This is a genomic window from Corynebacterium phoceense, from assembly GCF_900092335.1.
Lineage (GTDB): Bacteria > Actinomycetota > Actinomycetes > Mycobacteriales > Mycobacteriaceae > Corynebacterium > Corynebacterium phoceense.
This window is the reverse complement of sequence record NZ_LT596207.1, coordinates 276,789-297,051: the sequence shown is the minus strand read 5'-3', so window position 1 is coordinate 297,051 and position 20,263 is coordinate 276,789. Positions and strand designations below refer to the sequence as shown.

At 63.5% G+C, this 20,263-nt stretch carries 18 protein-coding genes; 14 read left to right on the top strand and 4 right to left on the bottom strand.

Going from position 1 to position 20,263, the window contains the following annotated elements; translation table 11 throughout:
* Nucleotides 1–45 precede the first annotated feature (45 nt).
* A complete protein-coding gene (locus tag BN9444_RS01355; RefSeq protein ID WP_068801298.1) occupies nucleotides 46–1,959 on the bottom strand; it encodes an N-acetylmuramoyl-L-alanine amidase in 1,914 nt (637 codons plus the stop codon).
* Between the two features lie 144 nt (nucleotides 1,960–2,103).
* On the opposite strand from BN9444_RS01355, the gene glf reads away from it, so the two are divergent.
* The 7 genes from glf to BN9444_RS14440 all read left to right on the top strand — a co-directional run bounded on the left by glf (nucleotide 2,104) and on the right by BN9444_RS14440 (nucleotide 7,954).
* Nucleotides 2,104–3,300 (top strand): UDP-galactopyranose mutase, encoded by a 1,197-nt coding sequence (gene glf, locus BN9444_RS01350; protein ID WP_066493521.1) that lies wholly within the window; start codon nucleotides 2,104–2,106, stop codon nucleotides 3,298–3,300.
* Between the two features lie 338 nt (nucleotides 3,301–3,638).
* Nucleotides 3,639–3,788 carry a helix-turn-helix domain-containing protein gene (locus BN9444_RS14445; RefSeq protein ID WP_154666880.1) on the top strand — a complete coding sequence of 50 codons (150 nt, stop codon included), beginning with the start codon at nucleotides 3,639–3,641 and terminating at the stop codon, nucleotides 3,786–3,788.
* Nucleotides 3,789–3,908: 120 nt separating this feature from the next.
* Complete coding sequence (locus tag BN9444_RS01340) at nucleotides 3,909–5,633, top strand: carbon starvation CstA family protein (RefSeq protein ID WP_066493525.1); 1,725 nt, start codon at nucleotides 3,909–3,911, stop codon at nucleotides 5,631–5,633.
* A 6-nt stretch (nucleotides 5,634–5,639) separates the two neighbouring features.
* Complete coding sequence (locus tag BN9444_RS01335; protein WP_066512933.1) at nucleotides 5,640–5,882, top strand: cory-CC-star protein; 243 nt, start codon at nucleotides 5,640–5,642, stop codon at nucleotides 5,880–5,882.
* Nucleotides 5,876–6,775: an ArsA family ATPase gene (locus BN9444_RS01330; protein ID WP_141628694.1), complete on the top strand. Its 900-nt coding sequence runs from the start codon at nucleotides 5,876–5,878 to the stop codon at nucleotides 6,773–6,775. The genes BN9444_RS01335 and BN9444_RS01330 overlap by 7 nt, the downstream gene beginning before the upstream one ends.
* 116 nt (nucleotides 6,776–6,891) lie before the next feature.
* Nucleotides 6,892–7,497: a three-helix bundle dimerization domain-containing protein gene (locus BN9444_RS01325; protein WP_066493531.1), complete on the top strand. Its 606-nt coding sequence runs from the start codon at nucleotides 6,892–6,894 to the stop codon at nucleotides 7,495–7,497.
* Between the two features lie 307 nt (nucleotides 7,498–7,804).
* Nucleotides 7,805–7,954: a hypothetical protein gene (locus tag BN9444_RS14440; RefSeq protein WP_154666878.1), complete on the top strand. Its 150-nt coding sequence runs from the start codon at nucleotides 7,805–7,807 to the stop codon at nucleotides 7,952–7,954.
* A gap of 203 nt (nucleotides 7,955–8,157) precedes the next feature.
* Here the strand turns inward: BN9444_RS14440 and BN9444_RS01320 are convergent, their stop codons facing one another.
* From BN9444_RS01320 to BN9444_RS01310, 3 genes are read right to left on the bottom strand one after another with little or no spacing between them, the layout of a single operon-like run.
* The gene (locus tag BN9444_RS01320; RefSeq protein WP_066493533.1) at nucleotides 8,158–8,430 is read right to left on the bottom strand and encodes a type I restriction enzyme endonuclease domain-containing protein; all 273 of its coding nucleotides are present in this window, start codon (nucleotides 8,428–8,430) and stop codon (nucleotides 8,158–8,160) included.
* Entirely contained in the window at nucleotides 8,403–8,978 is a 576-nt protein-coding gene (locus tag BN9444_RS01315; RefSeq protein WP_066493535.1) for a histidine phosphatase family protein, read from the bottom strand. Before BN9444_RS01315 ends, BN9444_RS01320 begins: the two co-directional genes overlap by 28 nt.
* A gap of 11 nt (nucleotides 8,979–8,989) precedes the next feature.
* Entirely contained in the window at nucleotides 8,990–10,336 is a 1,347-nt protein-coding gene (locus tag BN9444_RS01310) for a DUF5129 domain-containing protein (RefSeq protein ID WP_066493538.1), read from the bottom strand.
* Between the two features lie 583 nt (nucleotides 10,337–10,919).
* Here BN9444_RS01310 and BN9444_RS01305 point away from each other — a divergent pair.
* From BN9444_RS01305 to BN9444_RS01275, 7 genes are all read left to right on the top strand, one after another.
* Nucleotides 10,920–12,890 carry a glycosyltransferase gene (locus BN9444_RS01305; RefSeq protein ID WP_068801297.1) on the top strand — a complete coding sequence of 657 codons (1,971 nt, stop codon included), beginning with the start codon at nucleotides 10,920–10,922 and terminating at the stop codon, nucleotides 12,888–12,890.
* Nucleotides 12,880–13,437: a phosphatase PAP2 family protein gene (locus tag BN9444_RS01300; RefSeq protein ID WP_066493546.1), complete on the top strand. Its 558-nt coding sequence runs from the start codon at nucleotides 12,880–12,882 to the stop codon at nucleotides 13,435–13,437. The genes BN9444_RS01305 and BN9444_RS01300 overlap by 11 nt, the downstream gene beginning before the upstream one ends.
* On the top strand, nucleotides 13,434–14,426 hold the full coding sequence (locus tag BN9444_RS01295) for a decaprenyl-phosphate phosphoribosyltransferase (RefSeq protein WP_066493548.1): 993 nt from the start codon (nucleotides 13,434–13,436) through the stop codon (nucleotides 14,424–14,426). Before BN9444_RS01300 ends, BN9444_RS01295 begins: the two co-directional genes overlap by 4 nt.
* A 22-nt stretch (nucleotides 14,427–14,448) precedes the next feature.
* Nucleotides 14,449–16,179, top strand: coding sequence for an arabinofuranosyltransferase AftB family protein (locus BN9444_RS01290; RefSeq protein ID WP_231732351.1), 1,731 nt, complete (start codon nucleotides 14,449–14,451; stop codon nucleotides 16,177–16,179).
* A gap of 462 nt (nucleotides 16,180–16,641) precedes the next feature.
* On the top strand, nucleotides 16,642–18,612 hold the full coding sequence (locus BN9444_RS01285) for an alpha/beta hydrolase-fold protein (protein WP_066493551.1): 1,971 nt from the start codon (nucleotides 16,642–16,644) through the stop codon (nucleotides 18,610–18,612).
* Nucleotides 18,612–19,136 carry a DUF732 domain-containing protein gene (locus BN9444_RS01280; protein WP_066493552.1) on the top strand — a complete coding sequence of 175 codons (525 nt, stop codon included), beginning with the start codon at nucleotides 18,612–18,614 and terminating at the stop codon, nucleotides 19,134–19,136. The genes BN9444_RS01285 and BN9444_RS01280 overlap by 1 nt, the downstream gene beginning before the upstream one ends.
* 126 nt (nucleotides 19,137–19,262) lie before the next feature.
* Entirely contained in the window at nucleotides 19,263–20,207 is a 945-nt protein-coding gene (locus tag BN9444_RS01275) for a cutinase family protein (protein WP_066493556.1), read from the top strand.
* Nucleotides 20,208–20,263: the final 56 nt, after the last annotated feature.

Sequence of the window (20,263 nt, the reverse complement as noted above, 5' to 3'; positions counted from 1 at the left end):
TCGCATAAAAAATGCGCCCCGAGGGGCGCATTTTTCGTGTGCGTCTTACTTGGTGAAGACCTGAGCCTGGCCGCTGGTCGGGTCAAACGTAATGTAGCCACCCTGGAAGTCAACGCGGATGGTCGTGCCGTCTGCGGATTTGTATTCGTCTGAGGTGGGCAGGCCCAATGCCTCCGGGTTCTCGGCCCACTTCCGAGCGATATCGCCCACGAGCGCGTGGGTGCCGGTGTCCTTGCTGGACAGGACGACGCCGTTGGTGAACAGCTGGGAGACGAGCTGGGAGTCGACGTCCTTGAGGTCCGGGCCGCCCACGGGCAGGCCGAGGACCGGGCCGAAGGCGTTGAGGACCGCGGTCCACGTCTCGGCCAGACCCTCGTTGCCGGTCACGGCGATGACCTTCGACACGATATTCGGGACCTCGCCCACGGTGATGCCGCCGGCGAGCTCGGCCTTCTGATCGACCTTCATGCCGTCGACGTTCGAGGCTGCGACGATGCCGATGAGCGCCGCTGCGATGCCGATGATCGCCTCGATGGTGGACATGGGAACCTCGGTGCCGCCGATAGACGAGGTGGCATTCGAGTTCGAGGTCTGCGGAGTCGAGGAGTGATCCGAGCTCGTGTTGTTCTCCTGCGCCTGGGACTCGTCCCAGCCGTCATTGATGCCGTCGTTGATGTTGAGGTCATCCGCAGCGCCGCCGCCGTTCTTGATGGCGTTGTACTTCGTCGTCGCCTTCGCACGGATTTCGTCCCAGCGGGCAATGGTATTCGCACCCGGGCACTGCGTGTAGTGCAGATCCGAGTGGCCCATGAAGGCCGGGCCGGTGTAGGTCTGGCCCGCGGCGTAGCGCGAACCGTTGAAGCCACCGGAGGTCAGCGAGACAGTCGATGACGGGGAGAAGCCGGATTTCGCGGCCTTCCAACCAGCGATGGAGGCGACCGAGTCGAGCATCTCCTGGCTTGGCTGCGCGGTCTCGTAGTTGCCGATCATGGAAATACCCCAGGTGTGGGAGTTGAAGCCGCCCACGTGCGCGCCCTGGATGGCGCGGTCGAGTCCGCCGTAGCGGCCCTCGTAGATGGTGCCGAACTTGTCCACGAGCACGTTGTATCCGATGTCGCACCAGCCCAGGGTCTGGGCGTGGTAGGCGTAGATGCCGCGCACCTGCGCGGCGGCGTCCGCCTGCGTGTAGTTATTGGAGCCCGCGGTGTGGTGCAGCGTGAGCGCCTTGACGTAGCCGTCATCGGTCGGCTGCTGGCAACGGATGCCTTCGTTGGCGCCCCAGCCCGCGCGGGAGACGACGGACGGCATGCCTGCGTCGCGGTAGTCTGCGACCGGCGCGATGCCGGACTGCGCCTTGCCGTCGATGAAGACGACGTCGAGGTCGCTGGGCATGGTGTCCGCGACCGCCGCGATATCGCCCACGTTGGTAAGCAACGGGTTGATGGTATTCGCTGCCTGGTCGAGGATGTTGTCGTTATTGTCCTGGTAGAGGTCGACGTTGCCCACGGAGACCTGGACGTCATTGGTCTGGCCCACATAGATGAGCTCCGTGCCGGTTTTGCCGTTGCTGCCCTCGGTGCCGATAGGCGAGGCGTCGTACCACTCGGACCACGAGCCATCCGGCTGCTTCGCGCGGACGAACGCGGCGATATCGCGCTCACCGGACCACGTGAGCGCAAACTGGGAGAAGGCCTCGTCGCGGTGGAATTCCTTCACCGCGCGCGGGCCGTCGCCCTCGCCCTGGGAAGCGATGGCCGGATCGTCAACAACGGTCGTGGCGCCATCGGCGAAGGACGCCGAGTTGACCGCCGGGTCAATCGGACCAGAGCCGATCTCCTGCGTCTTGAGGATGTCGTGGCCGCCAAAGGCTGCGGCGGCAAACACGGAGACCGACGCGATGACGGCGGCTACCGGCGTCCACACGGAACGCTGGCATCTATTGATACGTCGTAACTGCACGGTGAGGACTCCTCGGATTGGTCGCAGCATGCTGCCGCGACGAGAGTATACGTTTGGGGCCAATGTTAAAGCTGATAAAAGTGTGAACTCTGTTGCGACACGCCGCTGCCTTTCTTTGAGCCTTTTCCCATTAAGCTGGGAGCCATGACTTCTTATGACCTCATCGTTGTTGGATCCGGCTTCTTCGGCCTCACCGTCGCCGAGCGGGCTGCCTCGCAGCTGGGCAAAAAGGTGCTCATCGTCGAGCGCCGCAACCACCTGGGCGGCAACGCCTACTCCGAGCCCGAACCCGAGACCGGCATTGAGGTCCACAAGTACGGCGCCCACCTCTTCCACACCTCGAATAAACGTGTGTGGGACTACGTCAATAAGTTCACGTCGTTCACGGACTACCAGCACCGCGTCTTTGCCATGCACGACGGCACGGCCTACCAGTTCCCCATGGGCCTGGGCCTTATCAACCAGTTCTTCGGCCGCTACTACTCCCCGGACGAGGCCCGCACGCTCATCGCCGAGCAGGCCGGCGAGTTCTCCCCGGAGGAAGCCACCAACCTCGAAGAGAAGGCCATCTCGCTCATCGGCCGTCCGCTCTACGAGGCCTTCATCCGTGATTACACCGCAAAGCAGTGGCAGACCGATCCGAAGGAGCTGCCGGCCGGCAATATCACGCGCCTGCCCGTGCGCTACACCTTCAACAACCGTTACTTCAATGACACCTACGAGGGTTTGCCCGTCGATGGCTATGCCGCGTGGCTGCACGCGATGGCTGACCACGAGAACATCGAGGTCCGCCTCGATACTGACTGGTTCGAAGTTCGCGACGACATCCGTGCCGCCAATCCGGACGCACCCGTCGTCTACACCGGCCCCCTCGACCGCTACTTCGACTACGCCGAGGGCGAGCTCGGTTGGCGCACGCTCGATTTTGACCTCGAGGTTCTGCCTACCGGCGACTTCCAGGGCACCCCGGTCATGAACTACAACGATGCGGACGTGGATTACACCCGCATCCACGAGTTCCGTCACTTCCACCCGGAGCGCGCGGATAAGTACCCGACCGATAAGACGGTCATCATGAAGGAGTACTCCCGCTTCGCCGAGTCCGGCGACGAGCCGTATTACCCGATTAACACCCCGGAGGACCGCGCCAAGCTCGGGGCCTACCGCAAGCGCGCGGCGGCCGAGGCTAAGGACAATCAAGTCCTCTTCGGCGGCCGCCTGGGCACGTACCAGTACCTCGACATGCACATGGCCATCGCCTCGGCGCTGTCCATGTTCGACAACAAGCTGGCACCGTTCTGGAATGAGGGCAAAGCCCTTGAGCAGGAGCGCGGTCACTAAGTCTCCTCCGCTGAGGTCGCGAAGCTTCGACCTTTAACACTGCACACAACACTCAACACAACACGCGCACGTGCTGAGTGTTGTGTGCAGTGTTGTGTTGTGGGGTGTGCCGTTTTCGCGCGCAGTTAGTCGTTCTGAACTGCGGGGATAAACACACGCACGGCGGGGCACTTCATCGTGCAACCGGCTGTATCGAAATCCTTGATCAACTTCTGCGGCATGTGCTGCCGCCGCCAGAACCGCGTGACTCTCTGACGGCGTGTGAACTTGTCTTCCCACAGCGCGACGCGACGAGGACGGAGAGAGCTGCTGCAAGCGGAGGGAAGTCTCGGGATGCTGTGATCGACTATGTGCAGGAACATGTGACGGCATCGAGTCGTGAGCTCGCGGCGGCGGGCATATCGGTGGGCGGTATTCGTCGTGTGCTCAACGAGATGGTGGAAGCCGGCGAACTTGTATGCACCGAGCCTTTGCGCAGCCCGAAATAGCGGTAGCGGTTCGCGTGATGGGTGGAAAATACCCCCATCACTCACGCGCGATGGCGCCCCATCTCGTGATGTGCCATAATCCTCCCAATTAATGTGAACCGCAGCACACGGAGGATTGGTATGAACTCTCTCATCCTTATGGCCATCGGTCTTTCGATGATGGCCGTCGGCTACTTCTTGTACTCAAAATTTTTAGGCTCAAGAATCTATAGACTCTCCGATAGCTATAAGACGCCTGCCCACACCATGGAGGACGGCGTCGACTACGTGCCGACGAATAAGTACGTGCTGTGGGGTCACCACTTCACTTCGGTCGCGGGTGCGGCGCCCATCATCGGCCCGGCCGTCGCCGTCATTTGGGGTTGGCTACCGGCCTTCCTGTGGGTGACCATCGGCACCGTCTTCATGGCGGGTATGCATGATCTCGGCGCGCTGTGGGCTTCCCAGCGCCACCGCGGCCAGTCCATCGGTACGCTCTCCGGGCGCTACATCGGTGCGCGTGGCCGCAACCTCTTCCTGGTCGTCATCTTCCTCCTCCTGCTCATGGTGAACACCGCCTTCGGTGTGGTCATCTCCAATCTGCTGGTTTCGACGCCGACCTCCGTTATCCCGACGTGGGGCGCCATCATCGTCGCGCTCCTCGTGGGCCAGGCCATCTACCGTCTCAAGTGGTCGCTGCCGCTCGTTTCTGTTGTGGGCGTCGTTGCGCTCTACACGCTCATGATCATCGGTGATCGTTTCCCCATCGTGCTGCCGGAGACCGTTCTCGGCATCCCGGCGAACGGCGTGTGGATCATCGTTCTGTTCGTCTACGCGTTTATCGCCTCGCTGCTGCCGGTGTGGATGCTGCTTCAGCCGCGCGACTACATCAACGGCCTACAGCTGTTCATCGGCCTGGGCATCCTCTACGCTTCCTTCCTCTTCACCGCGCCCGACGTCGTCGCACCGGCGTTGCGCGACAACCTGCCGGCGGAAACACCCGGTATCTTCCCGCTGCTCTTCGTTACCATCGCCTGCGGCGCGATTTCCGGCTTCCACGGCATGGTTGCCTCTGGCACGTCGTCGAAGCAGCTCGATAAGGAGACCGACGCTCGCTTTGTTGGTTACTTCGGTGCCGTCGGCGAGGGCCTTCTTGCACTGGGCACCATTATCGCCACGACCTCCGGTTTCAAGACGCTCGCCGACTGGGAGCAGATCTACTCCGAGTGGAACGCCGGCGGTGTGTCCGCCTTCGTTGAGGGCGGCGGCAACCTCATCAACGAGGGCCTGGGTATTTCCACCTCGTTGTCCGCAACCATCCTTGCGACCATGGCCGTCCTCTTTGCGGCGACGACAATGGACTCCGGCGTGCGCCTCCAGCGCTTCGTCGTCCAGGAGATCGGCGAGATCATGGGCTTCAAGATTGGTGCCCTCGGCGCAACGTCCATCGCGGTGGGCATCGCTTTCGCCCTCACCTTCTCGCAAGGCGCGGACGGTTCCGGCGGCATGACGATCTGGCCGCTCTTCGGTACTACGAACCAGCTCATGGCGGGTCTTTCGCTCGCCGTCATCACGGTCATTCTCACGCATCTGCGCCGCCCCACGTGGCCGGTCGCCATCCCGCTCGTCTTCGTTACCGCGATGTCTCTGTGGGCTGCAGTCAAGCAGCTGGGCACGCTGTGGGCTGCCCAGAACTGGCTGCTCTTCGCTATGGACGTCGTCATCGTTGTTGCTGCGGTGTGGGTCATCGTCGAGGTTATCGGCGCCGTCTCTGCGGCACGCAAGGCCCCGCCCGTCGAGTGGAGTGACGAGGACACGGACGCGCCGCATCCGGTGCGTCAGACTGCCGATGCCCCGGTGGCCTAAGTCTGTATGAACCTCACCAGTCTGCTCAAAGAGTTCTACGCCGCGCCGTACCGGCGCGAGTTCTCCCGGGCGCGCCGGGACGAGGACGACTTCTTTCGTCTCCTCGTTCTCTCCGAGGCGCTGGGCATCCCGAATCCGGCGAGCTTCTACACGATTGAGTTGCTCCCGGTTATCTACGAAGACCTGCACGAATGGCATACACGCATGGGCATGGATCGGTCGCCGATTGAGGGGATGAGCTGTTGCTAACGTTCTTTGGCGGCAAGGGCGGCGTGGGGAAAACCACGTTGTCGAATGCCTACGCGCTGGGCCGCTCGAAGCAGGAACGCGTCCTCGTTGTTTCCACCGATCCTGCCCACAATCTGGGCCACCTGTGGCATCAGGAGATCGGTCCGGAACCTGTGACGGTGCGCGAGAACCTCGACCTCGTGGAGCTGGACCCGGAGAAGGCGACCCGCGCTCACCTCGCGCAGGCGGGGGAGACCATGCGCGCCCACATGCCGGAGCGCCTCCATAAGGAAGTCGATAAGCATCTGGAGCTTGCCGCAGCCTCCCCGGGCACGCATGAAGCTGCGCTCCTCGAGCAGATGGCCGTCCTTATCGAGGACCACGAGGGCTCCTACGATCACATCATCTTTGATACCGCTCCGTCCGGGCATACCGCGCGTCTCATGGCGTTGCCCGAGCTCATGAGCGCGTGGACGGATGGTCTCCTCAAGCGCCGCGATAAAGCGGATAAGTTCGCGGACGTCGTCGGCTCGCTCGGTGGCGAGACCAAGTCGCAGCGCCGTGACGCGGAGTTGCGTTCCATCCTTTATCGCCGCCGCACGCGCTTCGCGCATCTGCGTGACGCGCTGCGGTCCTCGACCTTCAATATCGTGCTCACGGCCGAGCGCCTGCCGGTCATGGAGACCATTGAGCTTTACGCGGAGCTCGCCGAGCATCGCATACCGGTGGGAGGGTTGTTCATTAACCGCCGATCTCCGGCGGCGCTGCCTGGCCGGCGCGCGGTGGAGGAAGAAGCGCTCGCGACGCTGTGCGCGGCGTTGCCTGACGTGCCCGTCACTGAGCTTCCGCTGCTTGATTATGAAGTTGGCTCGCCCGAGGCACTTGAAGAGATAGCGACCTACCTGCAGCGATAGCTCAAACTTTCATGACACGAATTGCTGGGTTGGTTCCCACTATTTGACCACTCCCATTACCCTTGCTAAAGTTAACAGTAGGTTAACGAGATAAGAAAGTGAGTGGGTGAATAATCATGCTCAACATCCAGAATGCCCTCGATACCCTGCGCAAGGACCTTCACGAGTCCTACGGCCATAGCTTCTCCGCAGAAGAGATTGACTCGAAGCTGGATGAGGTTATCGCTCGCCACCTCAAGCGCGCGACGCTCGACGAGTTTGTTCCGGTCATGGTCGAGCGCGAGATCTCCGAATACTTTGGCCAGCACCGCGTGCACGTTCGTTTCGCGTCTGGTGTGGATCCTTCACTGGCTGCCGCTGCTGTCGCGCTCACCAAGAAGCGCGCGGGCGATGCGCTGTATGTCGATGCTGCTGTCACGCACCCAGAGAACCTCTCGGATTCCCACATGGCGCACGTCCTCGGCGAGCGTGGCTTGGGCGAGGACCCGGCCCGCTACCTCGATGAGGTACGCACCGTCGCCATGCCGGATTACATCGTCTACCTTGGCCGCGACCTTGAGCGCGACGAGGCTGGCAAGGACATCAAGATCTGGGACATCGAGCCCGCCACCACCGTCGAGGAAACCCGCGAGCTCGCGGACGACCTCGAGGCCCGCGTGCTCTACATGCTGGGCAAGCTCGGCATCGAGCCGATTTCTGAGGACGCGCCCGTCAACGTCTAAATTGCGCCTTGTAGCTGCATTACAACCCGTGACCGCACAAACGCGGCCACGGGTTGTGCGTTCTTGGGGCAGAAAGTCTCCCTGCTTTCGGGGTCGAACCGAGGCCGTTCTGAATTACATCTCGTGGACTATTGTGCTCCGGTAATGTGGTCGGCGAGCGCGTAAGTGCTTCCCTTTTGACGGTGCTGTTGGTTCGGGTTTCCCGAGCGGTCTCCACCGCCATATAGGGGGGTCGGGGGCCGATTGTCCAGGCAGTTTCTGTCGGAGGGATCGGGTTCCGCCTACCTGATGAAGGGAGGTGAGATGGATGTCCTCTTCTGACTTGGAGCCCCCGCGTGGCGGCAATAATAAGAAGAAGGTCTGGATCGCGATTGTTGGTGCAATCGCAACCCAGACCCTCGGGACGCTGGCAGCCAATTACCTGATCGTCGCAATCGATCAGTGGCTGGCTAGCTAGTCTCACCGGGGAAGCCTCGGTGCCCTAAAAAGCCGGGGCTTTCCTGCTGTTGGTGACAATCCGGCGGCGCGCTTTCATGTCACTTGCCATGATACGCGGTACAAGGAGAGGACTCAATGCCGGGCATCGATGTGCTTTGACATGCAATCTCGTATCGTGGATGTCGTCACGTCAACAGCGGACGCAACCGAAGCGGTCACCATTTAGAATTCATCATGTTCGCGTGCCTGTGCCGAATACCTCGGCGCGAATTTCTCCATCTGCTCAATAACAAGCTTGATGGCCTCCGGTGCCTTGTCCGGCGGGTACTTGTAGTCACGCAGCGTGGCCACGAGCTGGCGAGCGATCTCCGCCAGGGCCTCATGGTCCATGAGTTCCGCGGCGGACTCATTCGTGGAGACGGCGTCGAAGAACGAGAAGACGGCACGCTGGTGCCGCAGGTGTCGGCCTAAAGACTGCCCACGCGGCTGTTCCACTTCTTGAGTGCGCGGCGGCCGCGGTAGTGGCCGAGGAGCGAGACGGTCGCGGTATCGAGGGGGAGTTGCGAGCCGAAGCTCAGAGGCATGCCCAACCACGTCATTGCGAGCACGCGCAGGGCGTGGCCGTGGGCGAAGACGAGAATGCGCTCGTCGCCGGTATCGATCATGCGGTTGTAGAAACGCGTGAGCCGTGCGGCGACCTGCTCTGGGGTTTCGCCGCCGGGCGCACCGTGGGTCCAGATCTGCCAGTCGGGAATGGTGGCGATGATGTCCTGGCGGGTCTTTCCCTCGTACTGGCCATAGTTCCACTCGGCGAGGTCCTCGGTGACCTGATAGTCCGAGAATCCGGCGAGCTGGGCGGTTTCCTGTGCGCGCAGGCGCGGGGAGCAGTAAACCGTGTCGAATTGGTCAGGGTCGAGGACACCCGCGAGCGCCTTCGCCTGCTCGCGGCCCTTCTCGGTGAGCGGCAGATCCGTGGTCGAGGTGTGCTGGCCAGTGCGCGACCAGGCGGTTTCGCCGTGGCGAACGATAAACAAATTAGTCATGTAAGTCCTTCTTAGAACGAGCTGGATCCGCCCGAGCCGGAGAATCCGCCGGAGGAGTAGCCCGTGGAGACGCCGCCAGAATCCGAACTTGCCTGAGCGTGGGCGGCGACGTCCGACTGGTGCCAGTCGTTGATGACGACATAAGGGACATAGTAGGAGCCGACGCCGGGGCGCCAGGCGGCATCGGCAAGCGTGGCGGCGCTGTGGTCCTCGCGCTCGATGTTGGAGGCGGCGTAGAGCTGGTCTTGGAGTGCGTCGATGAGGACCTTGTAATCGCCGAGGATGCCGGCGTAGGTGTCCATGAAATCGGGGGCATCGATGTATTTCCGCAGCTCCAGGACGCGGGCGTCGAGCACCTCGAGCTTGCCCTTGAGATCACCCTCCGCCTTGGTGGTGGCGGCGAGGACGTCCTCATGGAGATCCGTGAGCTCACGACGGCGGACTTCGGTGTTGCCGTGCTCCATGCGGGCGAGTTCCTCGATATTGGCCTCGGCGTTCACCGCGGCTTCGACGGCAGAGCGGGCATCGGCAAGCTCGCTTGCCTTGGCACGGAACTCCTTGTCGTCGGCGGGGGCAGTCGGCATGGACGCGTGGGCGGCGAGGAACTCGCGGCGCACGTCCTCCCACTGGGCGCGCAGCGTGTCATTCGCCAGGGGAGAGCTGAGCGAATGGGCGCGGACATTGATCTGGTCGAGGCGCTGCGCGATGTCGCCGTGGTGGGCCAGGATATAGTCCCAGTCCTCGCGGGCTTTCTTGGCCTTCTTCTTGCGGGTGGCCGCTATTGCGGTACCCGCAGCACCGAGGCCGAGGACGCCGAAGGTGCCGCCGATAATGCCGCCCACGAGGCCGTCGTTGGAGTCCTTGGCGGTGAGATTGGTATCGGCAGCGGCCTGCACGCCACGGAGCATGCCGTCCTTGTACTTCTCGTCCGCGAGGAGCCCGCGCATTTCGTCGGTAATTGCCTCGAGACGCTTCTCGTCGCGGAGGTTGAGGTCGCCTGCGACGTCCTCGCCGGCGTAGACACCCATGCGACGCGGGTCCATGCCCACGGCGACGATGAGGTGACCGTCGGCGTATTTCTCGCCCGAAGCGTCATGGAGCCCGTGGTCGCCGGTATAGAAGCGCACGGTGTCATTGAGATTGTCGTCGTTGCTTTCAAACGTGACGAAGTCGATAGCGGTGACGCTCTCGGGTAGGGTGACGTTGCTGGCGTCCTCCTTGAGCTGGGATTCTTCCTCAGAAGTGAGAAGGTCTGCTTGGTCATCCACCGTGACGGTGGAGGGCTCCACCGCGAAGGCGGGAGCGGCAGGGCCAAGGAAGAGCAAGGACGCGGCGGCGAGGGTGGGGAGGATACGCATGATTTAAGTGTATGTGCGTCTGGGCGTGGCAGCAGGATTTGTGCGAGAGCAGCCAGGACGCGCCTTACAATGCGTCACCATGTCCGCTAGAGGCACACTTGTGAGATACCGGTTCAGGTGTCATGCCGTGAAGACAATGCATACGTTAGCTAGGGCTTTTGTTTCGCGCTAAAGCTGAAGAATCGTGAGCCAGCTACGGAGGCCTGGATCTATGTAACGAACTATTTCTGTTGCATCGTGCAGTCGCGCATGCGGGTTGGAGTCGAGAAGGTTGTCTACGTGTGCGGCGCGATTCCGTAGCTGAACAAGCCGGTGCACTCGTTCGTAGACGAGTTCTACTGCAGGTTTACACAACCTTCCGTTCCTGCCATACTCACGGAGAAAGTTGCAGACAAGTACTGTAACTGCTTTCCCAAGACTTCTAGTTCGGCTAGAGGATCTTCGAAGACAGCGCTGAGACACAGTCGTCTCGGTGCTGTCCTTTTTTGTATAGGCATGGCCTGCTTGGTCGTGGCAACGCGGCAACCGCGCTGAAAACAATTAGGCTAGTTCGGCAGAAGACGTCCCTACATCAAGGAGAACTGTGTCTACTTCCTCGGCCACTGAAGCCACCGGCACCCAGGCCAAAGAACCGCTCGCGCGCATCTTGCTGCCCAAGCGCGGCGAGCCGAACGATGTGCGCATGCTCTACCTGCTCGAGGCGAAGCAGAATAACAACCGCCCGCGCTGGTCGAACCGCACGACCGTGACGGTGCCTGCCGGCGCCGAGGTCTCCTTCGAGACCTACTTCAATGCATTCCCGGCCGCGTACTGGCGCCGCTGGTCGCAGCTGGAATCCGTGGTCCTCTCCGTCGAGGTAGAGGGCTCGGCCACGCTGTCCTTCTACCGTTCGAAGGAAGACGGCCAGCGTATCTCCATCGCGCACCATGACGTGGAGACTGGTCACCACGAGTTCGAGTTGCCGCTGCGCAACTTCGAGGACGGCGGCCTGTTGTGGTTCGACGTGTCGGCTAGCGCCGACACGACTTTACGGAATGCCGCCTGGTGCGCGCCGCACGCGCCCAAGCCGCAGACGCTGCCGGATGGCACGGAGTACCCGGTCCAACCGCGCAAGGTCGCGGTGGGTATCCCGACGTTCAACCGCCCGACCGATGCCGTGGCGGCGCTCGATGCGCTGCGTTCGGACCCGTTCGTGGATGACGTCATCGAGTACGTGCTCATGCCGGACCAAGGCAACCAGCACCCGGCGGACGAGCCGGGATACGCCGAGGCCGTGGCGCACTTTGGCGAGCGCTTCCGCGAGTTCCGCCAGGGCAACCTGGGCGGCTCGGGTGGCTACTCGCGCATTATGTTCGAGGCCATTGAGAACACGGACGCGCCGTACATCCTCTACATGGATGATGACATCGCGATCGAGCCGGACTCTGTGTACCGCGCACTGCAGGTCGCGCGCTTTGCGGCACGTCCGTTCGTGGTGGGCGGCGAGATGCTCAACCTGCAGGAGCGCAGCCAGCTGCGCACCACGGGTGAGCGCGTCAACCGCGCGGACTTCATGTGGGGTGCGGCGGAGCACGCTGTGTACGACCACGACTTCGCGAAGTACCCGCTGCGCGCGATTGGTGACGCGCAGTCGCATCTGGACCCGAAGAAGTACGACTCGCGCGCGCTGCACCGCCGCGTGGACGTCGAGTACAACGGCTGGTGGATGTGCCTGTTCCCGCGCGTCATCGCGGAGACCATTGGCCAGCCCCTTCCGCTCTTTATCAAGTGGGATGACACGGAGTACTCGCTGCGTGCCGCGGCGAATGGCTTCCCCACGGTGACGTGGCCGGGTGCCGCGATCTGGCACATGGCGTGGGCGGATAAGGACGACGCCATCGACTGGCAGGCGTACTTCCACCTGCGCAACCGCCTTATCGTGGCGGCGCTCTACCACGAGGGTGACGTCAAGGGCATTACCAAGTCCATCTTCAAGTCGACGCTCAAGCACACGATGTGCATGGAGTACTCGACCATGGCCATCCAGCTCGAGGCCATGAAGGACTTCCTGGCCGGGCCGGATCAGCTCTTCGACATCCTGGAGACCTCGCTGCCGCGCATTGCGAAGATTCGCCAGAACTACTCGGACGCCGTCATCCTCCCGTCCGCCTCGGACCTGCCGGCGCCGACGGGCGCGCCGGGTGTGCCGCGCAAGAACGTGGGCGGACGCCTGGGCAAGGTGAAGAAGCTGCCGTGGGCCGCCAAGGCGGCGCTGCATCTGCTCAAGAAGGAAGACCCGGCGCATCACACCGCGCCGCAGCTCAACCTCACGCCGGAGGAGGCGCGCTGGTTCACGCTGGCACGCGTGGATTCGGCGACGGTCTCCACGGCGGGCGGCACGGGCGTGGCGTTCCGCAAGCGCGACCGTGATCTGGCGCGTGACTTGGTCAAGCAGACTCGTGAGTTGTTGGGCGAGATTGAGGAGAACTTCGACGGCTTGAAGGCGCAGTACCGTGCGGCGCTGCCGGAGCTTACCTCGCGCGACTCGTGGCGGGAGGTCTTCGATGCGCAGTAATCCTCCGGGGAAGCTTTCCGTCGCGGAATCCCACATCCTGGAAAAGATCCAGGAGGTCGCGTTTGATAAGCCGGGCGTGCTGCCCACCGCGCGGGGTTTGAGCCACTTTGGCGAGCATGCGCTCGGCTGGATGGGCACCTCGGCGGTGCTCGCGGGGCTTGCGTACCGACGCGGGGATAGCGATCGCGTGCGTGATTGGGCGCGCGTGGGCGTGAGTGCCTTTTCGGCGCATGCGGCCTCGGTGATCATCAAGCGCATCGTGCGACGCAAGCGTCCGGACTACCCGTACGTGCGGGTGGGCGTGGGCACGCCTTCTAAGCTGTCCTTCCCGTCCTCGCACTCGACGTCGACGACGGCGTTCCTTGTTGGTGCGACGCGCGTCACGGGAAACCCGGCATTCTTGCTGGGTATTCCCGTCATGATGTGCTCGCGCATGGTGCTGGGCGTACACTACCCGTCGGACACGGCGCTGGGCGCCGCCCTGGGCGCGGCCACGACCTGCGCCCTCTTTGAACTTGATTCCGCCCGCGAGGAGAAGACTGCATGAGCCCCAAGGACGATGGCACCCAGAGTGTGTTCCACTCTGAGCCGCACACCGCTGGCGTCGATACCGGCCGCAAGCGCCAACCGCCGAAGAACCTAGCCGATGGCATGGTCAAGGCCCTGCGCCCCAAGCAGTGGGTGAAGAACGTCCTCGTGCTGGCCGCGCCCGCCGCAGCCGGCGCGGACGCGCTCTTCCACTCGAGAGTGCTCATCGATGTGGCGCTGGCGTTCGTGGTTTTCTGCTGCGCGGCCTCGGCCATCTACCTCATCAACGACGCGCGCGACGTGGACGCGGACCGCGCACACCCCACCAAGCGCTTCCGTCCCATCGCGGCGGGCGTGCTGCCGGTGGGACTCGCGTACGCGATGGCCGTCGTGCTCATCATTGCCTCGGTGGGCCTGTCCTTCCTCGCGACGGCGGGGGTCGAGCTCGCCATCGTCATGGCGGTCTACATCGCGCTGCAGTTGGGCTACTGCTTCGGCTGGAAGCACATGCCGGTGATCGACATCGCGCTCGTGTCTTCGGGCTTCATGCTGCGCACCATGGCTGGCGGCGTGGCCGCGGGGATTGTCCTCTCCCAGTGGTTCCTGCTCGTCGCGGCATTTGGTTCGCTGTTTATGGCCTCGGGCAAGCGCTACTCGGAGATCCTGCTCGCGGAGCGCACAGGCGCGAAGATCCGCAAGTCCCTCGAGGGCTACACCCCGACGTACCTGCGCTTCGTGTGGACGCTCGCGGCCACGGCCGTGGTCATGAGTTACACGCTGTGGGGCTTTACGCTGTCCAACTCCGTCGATGGCGCGGCCGCAGTGTGGTACCAGGTCTCCATGGTGCCGTTCACCATCGCCATCCTGCGCTACGCCGCAGACGTCGACCGCGGCAACGGCGGCGCGCCGGATGAGATTGCGCTCCAGGACCGTGCGCTGCAGATTCTGGCGCTACTGTGGCTCGCATGCATCGCAATTGCCACGTATGTGATTCCGGCTTTCTTCTAAACTGCTGGTAGATTTTCTACTCGTGCCGAATACCGATACCTCGCGGGAGAACCTGATCGTCCGATGGACGGTGTGGGGCTCCGTCGTTGTTATCGGTATTTTTTCATTCTGGGGTGCGTGGACCCGCCGCTGGATCGCGGACGATGGCCTCATCGTGCTGCGCACGGTGCGCAACCTCATCGCAGGTAACGGACCCGTCTTTAACGCGGGAGAGCGCGTCGAGGCGAATACCTCCACGCTGTGGCAATACCTTATCTATGCGGTCCAACGCATCACGCGTGGCGACCTCGAACACATCGTGATGTGGCTGGCGCTGCTGTTGTCCGTTGCGGCGATGACGGCGGCCGTGTGGGCGACCTCGCGCGTGTTCGCGGGCCGCGCCGTCGTTCCGGCGGGTGCGCTGGTGTATCTGGCGCTGCCGCCGGCGCGCGACTTCTTTACCTCGGGCCTCGAGTGGGGCCTGGCCATCTTCTATCTCGCTTTCTTGTGGTGGCTGCTCATTGAATGGGCTCGCGGGGAGAGGAATGCGCTCGTCTACGTGCTCGCCTTCTGGGCGGGGCTGTCCTGGCTCGTGCGCCCGGAGTTGGCGCTCTACGGCGGTATCACGGGCATCGTCCTGCTCGCCACGCACCGTCACTGGCGCGCGTGGCTGGGCATCCTCGGCGCGGCGCTGCCGGTGCCGGCGGCGTACGAGCTCTTCCGCATGGGCTACTACGGCCTGCTTACCCCGCATACCGCGGTGGCGAAGTCCGCGGCTGACTCGGCTTGGGGCCAGGGCTGGGCCTACCTCATGGATTTTGTGGGGCCGTACTGGCTGTGGCTGCCGGTCCTCGTGGCGCTCATCGTCGGGTACTTCGCGTACCGCGGGGGTGTGCTGCGCGGGCGGCGCGTGGCGGCCGTCGCCATCATGGTCGGTTGCGCTGCCTTACATACGCTCTATGTGCTGCGCGTGGGCGGCGACTTTATGCATGGCCGCATGCTCTTGCTGCCTCTCTTCGCGGCGCTGTTGCCGGTCTTCGTCGTGCCGCTGAAAGCGGTGGGGGCATCGGCAAGCGCGGCGGTGCTGGGTATCTGGGCGTTCACGGTGGTCCTGCGCGGACACCCGGTGGATTGGGCATACTTCGAAGATGGGGAGATTTCCATCGTCGACGAGCGCGAGTTCTGGACGTACGCGAACAGGCTGGAGCGCGGCGACGCCCCGAAGGGGATTGCAGACTACGCGGACAATAAGCTGCTGGGCGGCTTCGACAAGGGCATCAAGGGCCTCGAGGACGGGGATGCACTGGCCATGCGCTACCTCGAGAACGAGGACCCGGAGACCTACAGCTGGCTGCCGGTGGAACGCGAGACCGGGCGCACGGAACCGCCCACGCTCTATCTAGTGAACATGGGTATGTCCTCGGCGCGCAGCCCGTTGAACGTGCGTGTGCTCGACAATATTGGCCTGGCCACGCCGCTCGCGGCGCGTCAGCCGCGCCTGCCGGAGGGGCGCATTGGACATGACAAGCTGCTCTCGCGCGAGTGGCAGGCGGCGGATTCCGCAGTGGATATCGACGAGCTGCCAAGCTGGATAAACAAGGACGAGGTGCGCAAGGCACGCAAGGCTTTGCAGACCGAAGATTTCCAGAAGCTCTTTGCGACCTACCGCGATCCGCTAACGTTTGACCGTTTCATGGCGAATATTAAGTGGGCGCTCACTGACGGGCGCACGCTGCAGTTGTCCTCGAACCCAGACGATTACCTGGGAAGCTAACGGACAACACCCGGCGGGAGCGACTTTTTCGCGCTCGTCCGCTAAGCTACTGCAGAACCTTCGTTATAGATTTGTGACGAAATCAGAATTCTTTCAATCTTAAAGGAGAGACATGTTCACCTTGTCCTTGACCAAGGTACAGACGGTGTCTCAGCGCGTCCTCGCGGTCCTCGTGGCCATCGTGGTCGCCTGCGGCCTCGCCGCCGTCGCCGCCCCGCGCGCCTCAGCTGCCCCGCGCGACTTCCTGCGTGCGGACGCAACCGGTACATGTACGTGGGATCCCGTGGGCTGGTGGGTCCAGCGCTGCGACGTGTGGTCCCCGTCCATGANGCTGCCAGTCCGGAGGAGGGGAACCTTCGGAATGTGGCTCGCCGCGGTGCCTCCTCTCCACGCCTCGTACCGGGCGTGGTGGGGAATACTCGTGACCTCGCCGCCACTTCAGAGATTTTTTAAAGGACTTTCATGCGCACACCATCTCGCTTCCCCTCTCGCACCGCCCAGACGCCGCGCGCACTCCGTCGCGGCATCGCTGCCGCCGCTCTGCCCACCGCCATCGCCGTGGGCGTGGCCCTGCTGCCGGGCGCCAACGCACAGTCGTCGCTGCCGAATGGTCTCTCCAGCAACGGCTCGAGCCTCTCGGATGCCTTCGCGCCGTCCAACCCGCCGCAGCGCACTCCGATTTCTACGGAGGATCATCCGAAGATTGAGGGTCTGCCGGAAGGCGTGTCCGTCAACCGCATCGAGTATCTTTCCCCGCGCCACGTTAAGGTGTGGGTGAAGTCCGCCGCCATGCCGGAGCAGGAAGTGGGTGTGCAGATCCTGCTCGCGCGCGATTGGTACTCCCAGCCGGATAAGACCTTCCCGGAGGTCTGGGCGCTCGATGGCCTGCGTGCGCGCGACGATGAGTCCGGCTGGACCATCGAGACCAACATCGAGTCCTTCTACGCGGACAAGAACGTCAACGTTGTCATGCCCATCGGCGGCGAGTCCTCCTTCTACTCGGACTGGCAGAAGCCGGACAACGGCAAGCACTACATGTGGGAGACCTTCCTCACCCAGGAACTCACGCCGATCCTCAAGAACAAGTTCCGCTCCAATGAGCAGCGCGGCGTCATCGGCATCTCCATGGGCGGCACCGCCGCCATGAACCTGGCCGAGCGTCGCCCAGACCTCTTCAAGTTCGTCGGTTCTTTCTCCGGCTACCTGGACACCACCACGCAGGGCATGCCGGAGGCTATCCAGGTCGCGCAGATGGATGCGGGCGGATACACCTCCACCAACATGTGGGGCCCGCACTACTCTCAGGACTGGGTCGACCACGACCCGAAGCTGGGCATCGAGGCTCTCAAGGACATGACCGTCTACGTCTCTGCTGGCTCCGGCAAGGACGACTTCGGCACCCCGGGCTCCGTGGCCAAGGGGCCGGCCAATATGGCGGGCGTCGGCCTCGAGGTGCTCTCGCGCATGTCCACCCAGACCTTCGTGGACTACGCGAAGAAGGCTGGCGTTCCGGTCACCACCAAGTTCCGCCCGTCCGGCATCCACAACTGGGAATACTGGCAGTTCGAGATGGAGCAGGCCTTCCCGTACGTCGCGGACGCCCTGGGTCTGTCCAAGGAAGACCGCGGCGCGGACTGTACCCCGGTGGGCGATATCGCTGCCGCCACCAAGGGCGGCATCATCGGCACCTGCGTCAACAACGAGTACGACGTGGCGGACGGCAAGGGCAAGGCCGAGGACTTCACCGGAGGCACGGCCTACTGGTCCCCGGGCACCGGCGCACAGCCGCTGTTCGGCCGCATTAACGCCCGCTACGCGGAAATCGGCGGCCCGTCCTCCTGGCTGGGCTTCCCCACCTCCGGCGAGCGGAAGACTCCGGACGGCAAGGGCCGCTTCGTTCACTTCGAGCACGGCTCCATCTACTGGACCGCGGAGACCGGCGCGTGGGCCATCCCGGGCGACATGTTCACCGCGTGGGGCGCGGGCGGCTACGAGACGGGCGACCTCAAGTACCCGACCGCAGCTGTGCGCCAGGTCGGCGAGGGTTATGCCCAGGACTTCCAGAACGGCGTCCTCACCCGTAACCCGGACAAGTCCAACTCCGTCGTCCACGGCGCCATCGGCGCGAAGTACAAGGAGCTGAACGGCCCCGAGTCCGCTCTCGGCTTCCCGAAGGGTAACGAGAAGGCTATCAACGGCGGTGCCTTCCAGGAGTTCGAGCACGGCTCCATCTACTGGTCCCCGTCCACTGGTGCACACGTCATCATGTACGGCGACATCTTCAACACCTGGGGCGCCAATGGCTTCGAGCAGGGCGTGTATGGCTGGCCCACCGAGGACTACGCGCAGATCCCAGCCGGCGGTGAGATCCAGAAGTTCCAGCACGGCGAGATAAGCCAGGTCTTCGGCGCTATCCAGGAGAAGAAGAACTAATGCGTGCCCCGCTCGCCGCTGCCGTCCTCGCCGCCGCCGGCCTGCTGGCCGCATGCGGCTCCGCGACGGTGGAACAGGAAACCCCCACCTCCATCGCCCCGCTGGAGACCACCGCGCTTTCCGATGCCCCCTCCTCCGAGTCCGCCGAGGCTTCCGCCTCGGCATCAGGGGCGGCGTCAGCGTCTGAGTCTTCAGCGAGCGCATCCTCCGAGCCGGAGTCTGAGGCCGCGGCCGTCGCCACGGCCCAGGACGAGGGCGCCCGCGCCATCTCCGAGGCTCCCGCGCCTGCACCGCTCGTGGACCGCGACGCGGACTACCTCGCGGCACTCACGCAGTCTGGCATCAACACCGAGGGCGTCGAAGACCAGCTCCTCGGCGTGGGCCAGAACTCCTGCGAGGGCCAGGATTCCGTCACCATCGGCGCTGTCGCCGGCCAGCTCATCGAGCAAGGCCGCACGCAGCTGCCGCACGAGCAGGTCGTGGCGCTCATTACGAATACCGCCATGGCGGCCTACTGTGGCTAATCCACCTGGCTAATCTAGCTGCAGTGACAACACTGCAGTACAGAAACGGGGCACAGCCAGCTCCCATGTAGTCCGCATGGGGCTGGCACCTTTCCCCAACGTTGAAGGAGTAGTTCTAAGAAGACTATGAAAAAGGTTGTCACAGTCATCGCTGTCGTCATCGTTCTACTCGTCATCGGTGGGGGAGCGGTCCAATACTTCAACTCGCGTCAGACGGGAACGAGCACGGATAACGCGCTCGATCCTGCCGCCCCGGACAACCCCGAGGGCGAGGACGCGACCACGCCCGAGCAACCGGACTGGTGCCCGGCCTATGAGTTCATCTCTGCCCCTGGCACGTGGGAATCCGCGAAGGACGATAATCCGCTCTCGCCCACGGCCAACCCGCGGTCGTTCATGCTGTCTATTACGAACCCGCTGCAGCAGGCTTATACCCCGGACCACGTCAAGGTGTGGACCCTGCCGTATACCGCGCAGTTTAAAAACATCAACGCGCAGCACGAGATGAGCTATGACGAATCCCGTCAGGAAGGCACCTCGACGCTCGAGGGCGAGCTCAACTACATGCACAGCGAGTGCCCCAACACGCAGTTCATCCTTTCCGGCTTCTCCCAGGGCGCCGTCATCGTGGGCGACATCGCGGACCGCATCGGCGGCGGCAACGGCCCCATCCCAGCCGAAAACGTCGCCGGCGTCGCCGTCATCGCGGATGGTCGCCGCATGCCCGGCGTGGGCATTAACCCGGGCAACCCCGTGGACGGCATCGGCGCGGAGGTCGCCCTCCTGCCGGTCAATTCGCTTATCCAGGCCGTCGTCCCCGGCGCCACCATGCGCGGCGAGCGCGCCAACGGCTTCGGTTCGCTCGCGGACCGCACGTATCAAATCTGTGCCCCGGATGACTCGGTGTGTGATGCCCCGCGCGATATTGGCAACGGCATTGACCGCGCGGCCGCCCTCATCGCTGCCAACGGCGTCCACGCCATGTACGCCTCGAACCCCAACGTCATTCCGGGCACGACGGCGAATGCCTGGGTCGTGGACTGGGCGCGCGGCATCATCGACGCCGCATAAGCGCACCGCAGCGCTTAACTATCCTCGCGTGGTGTTGCTGACGCCGCGCGTCTCTG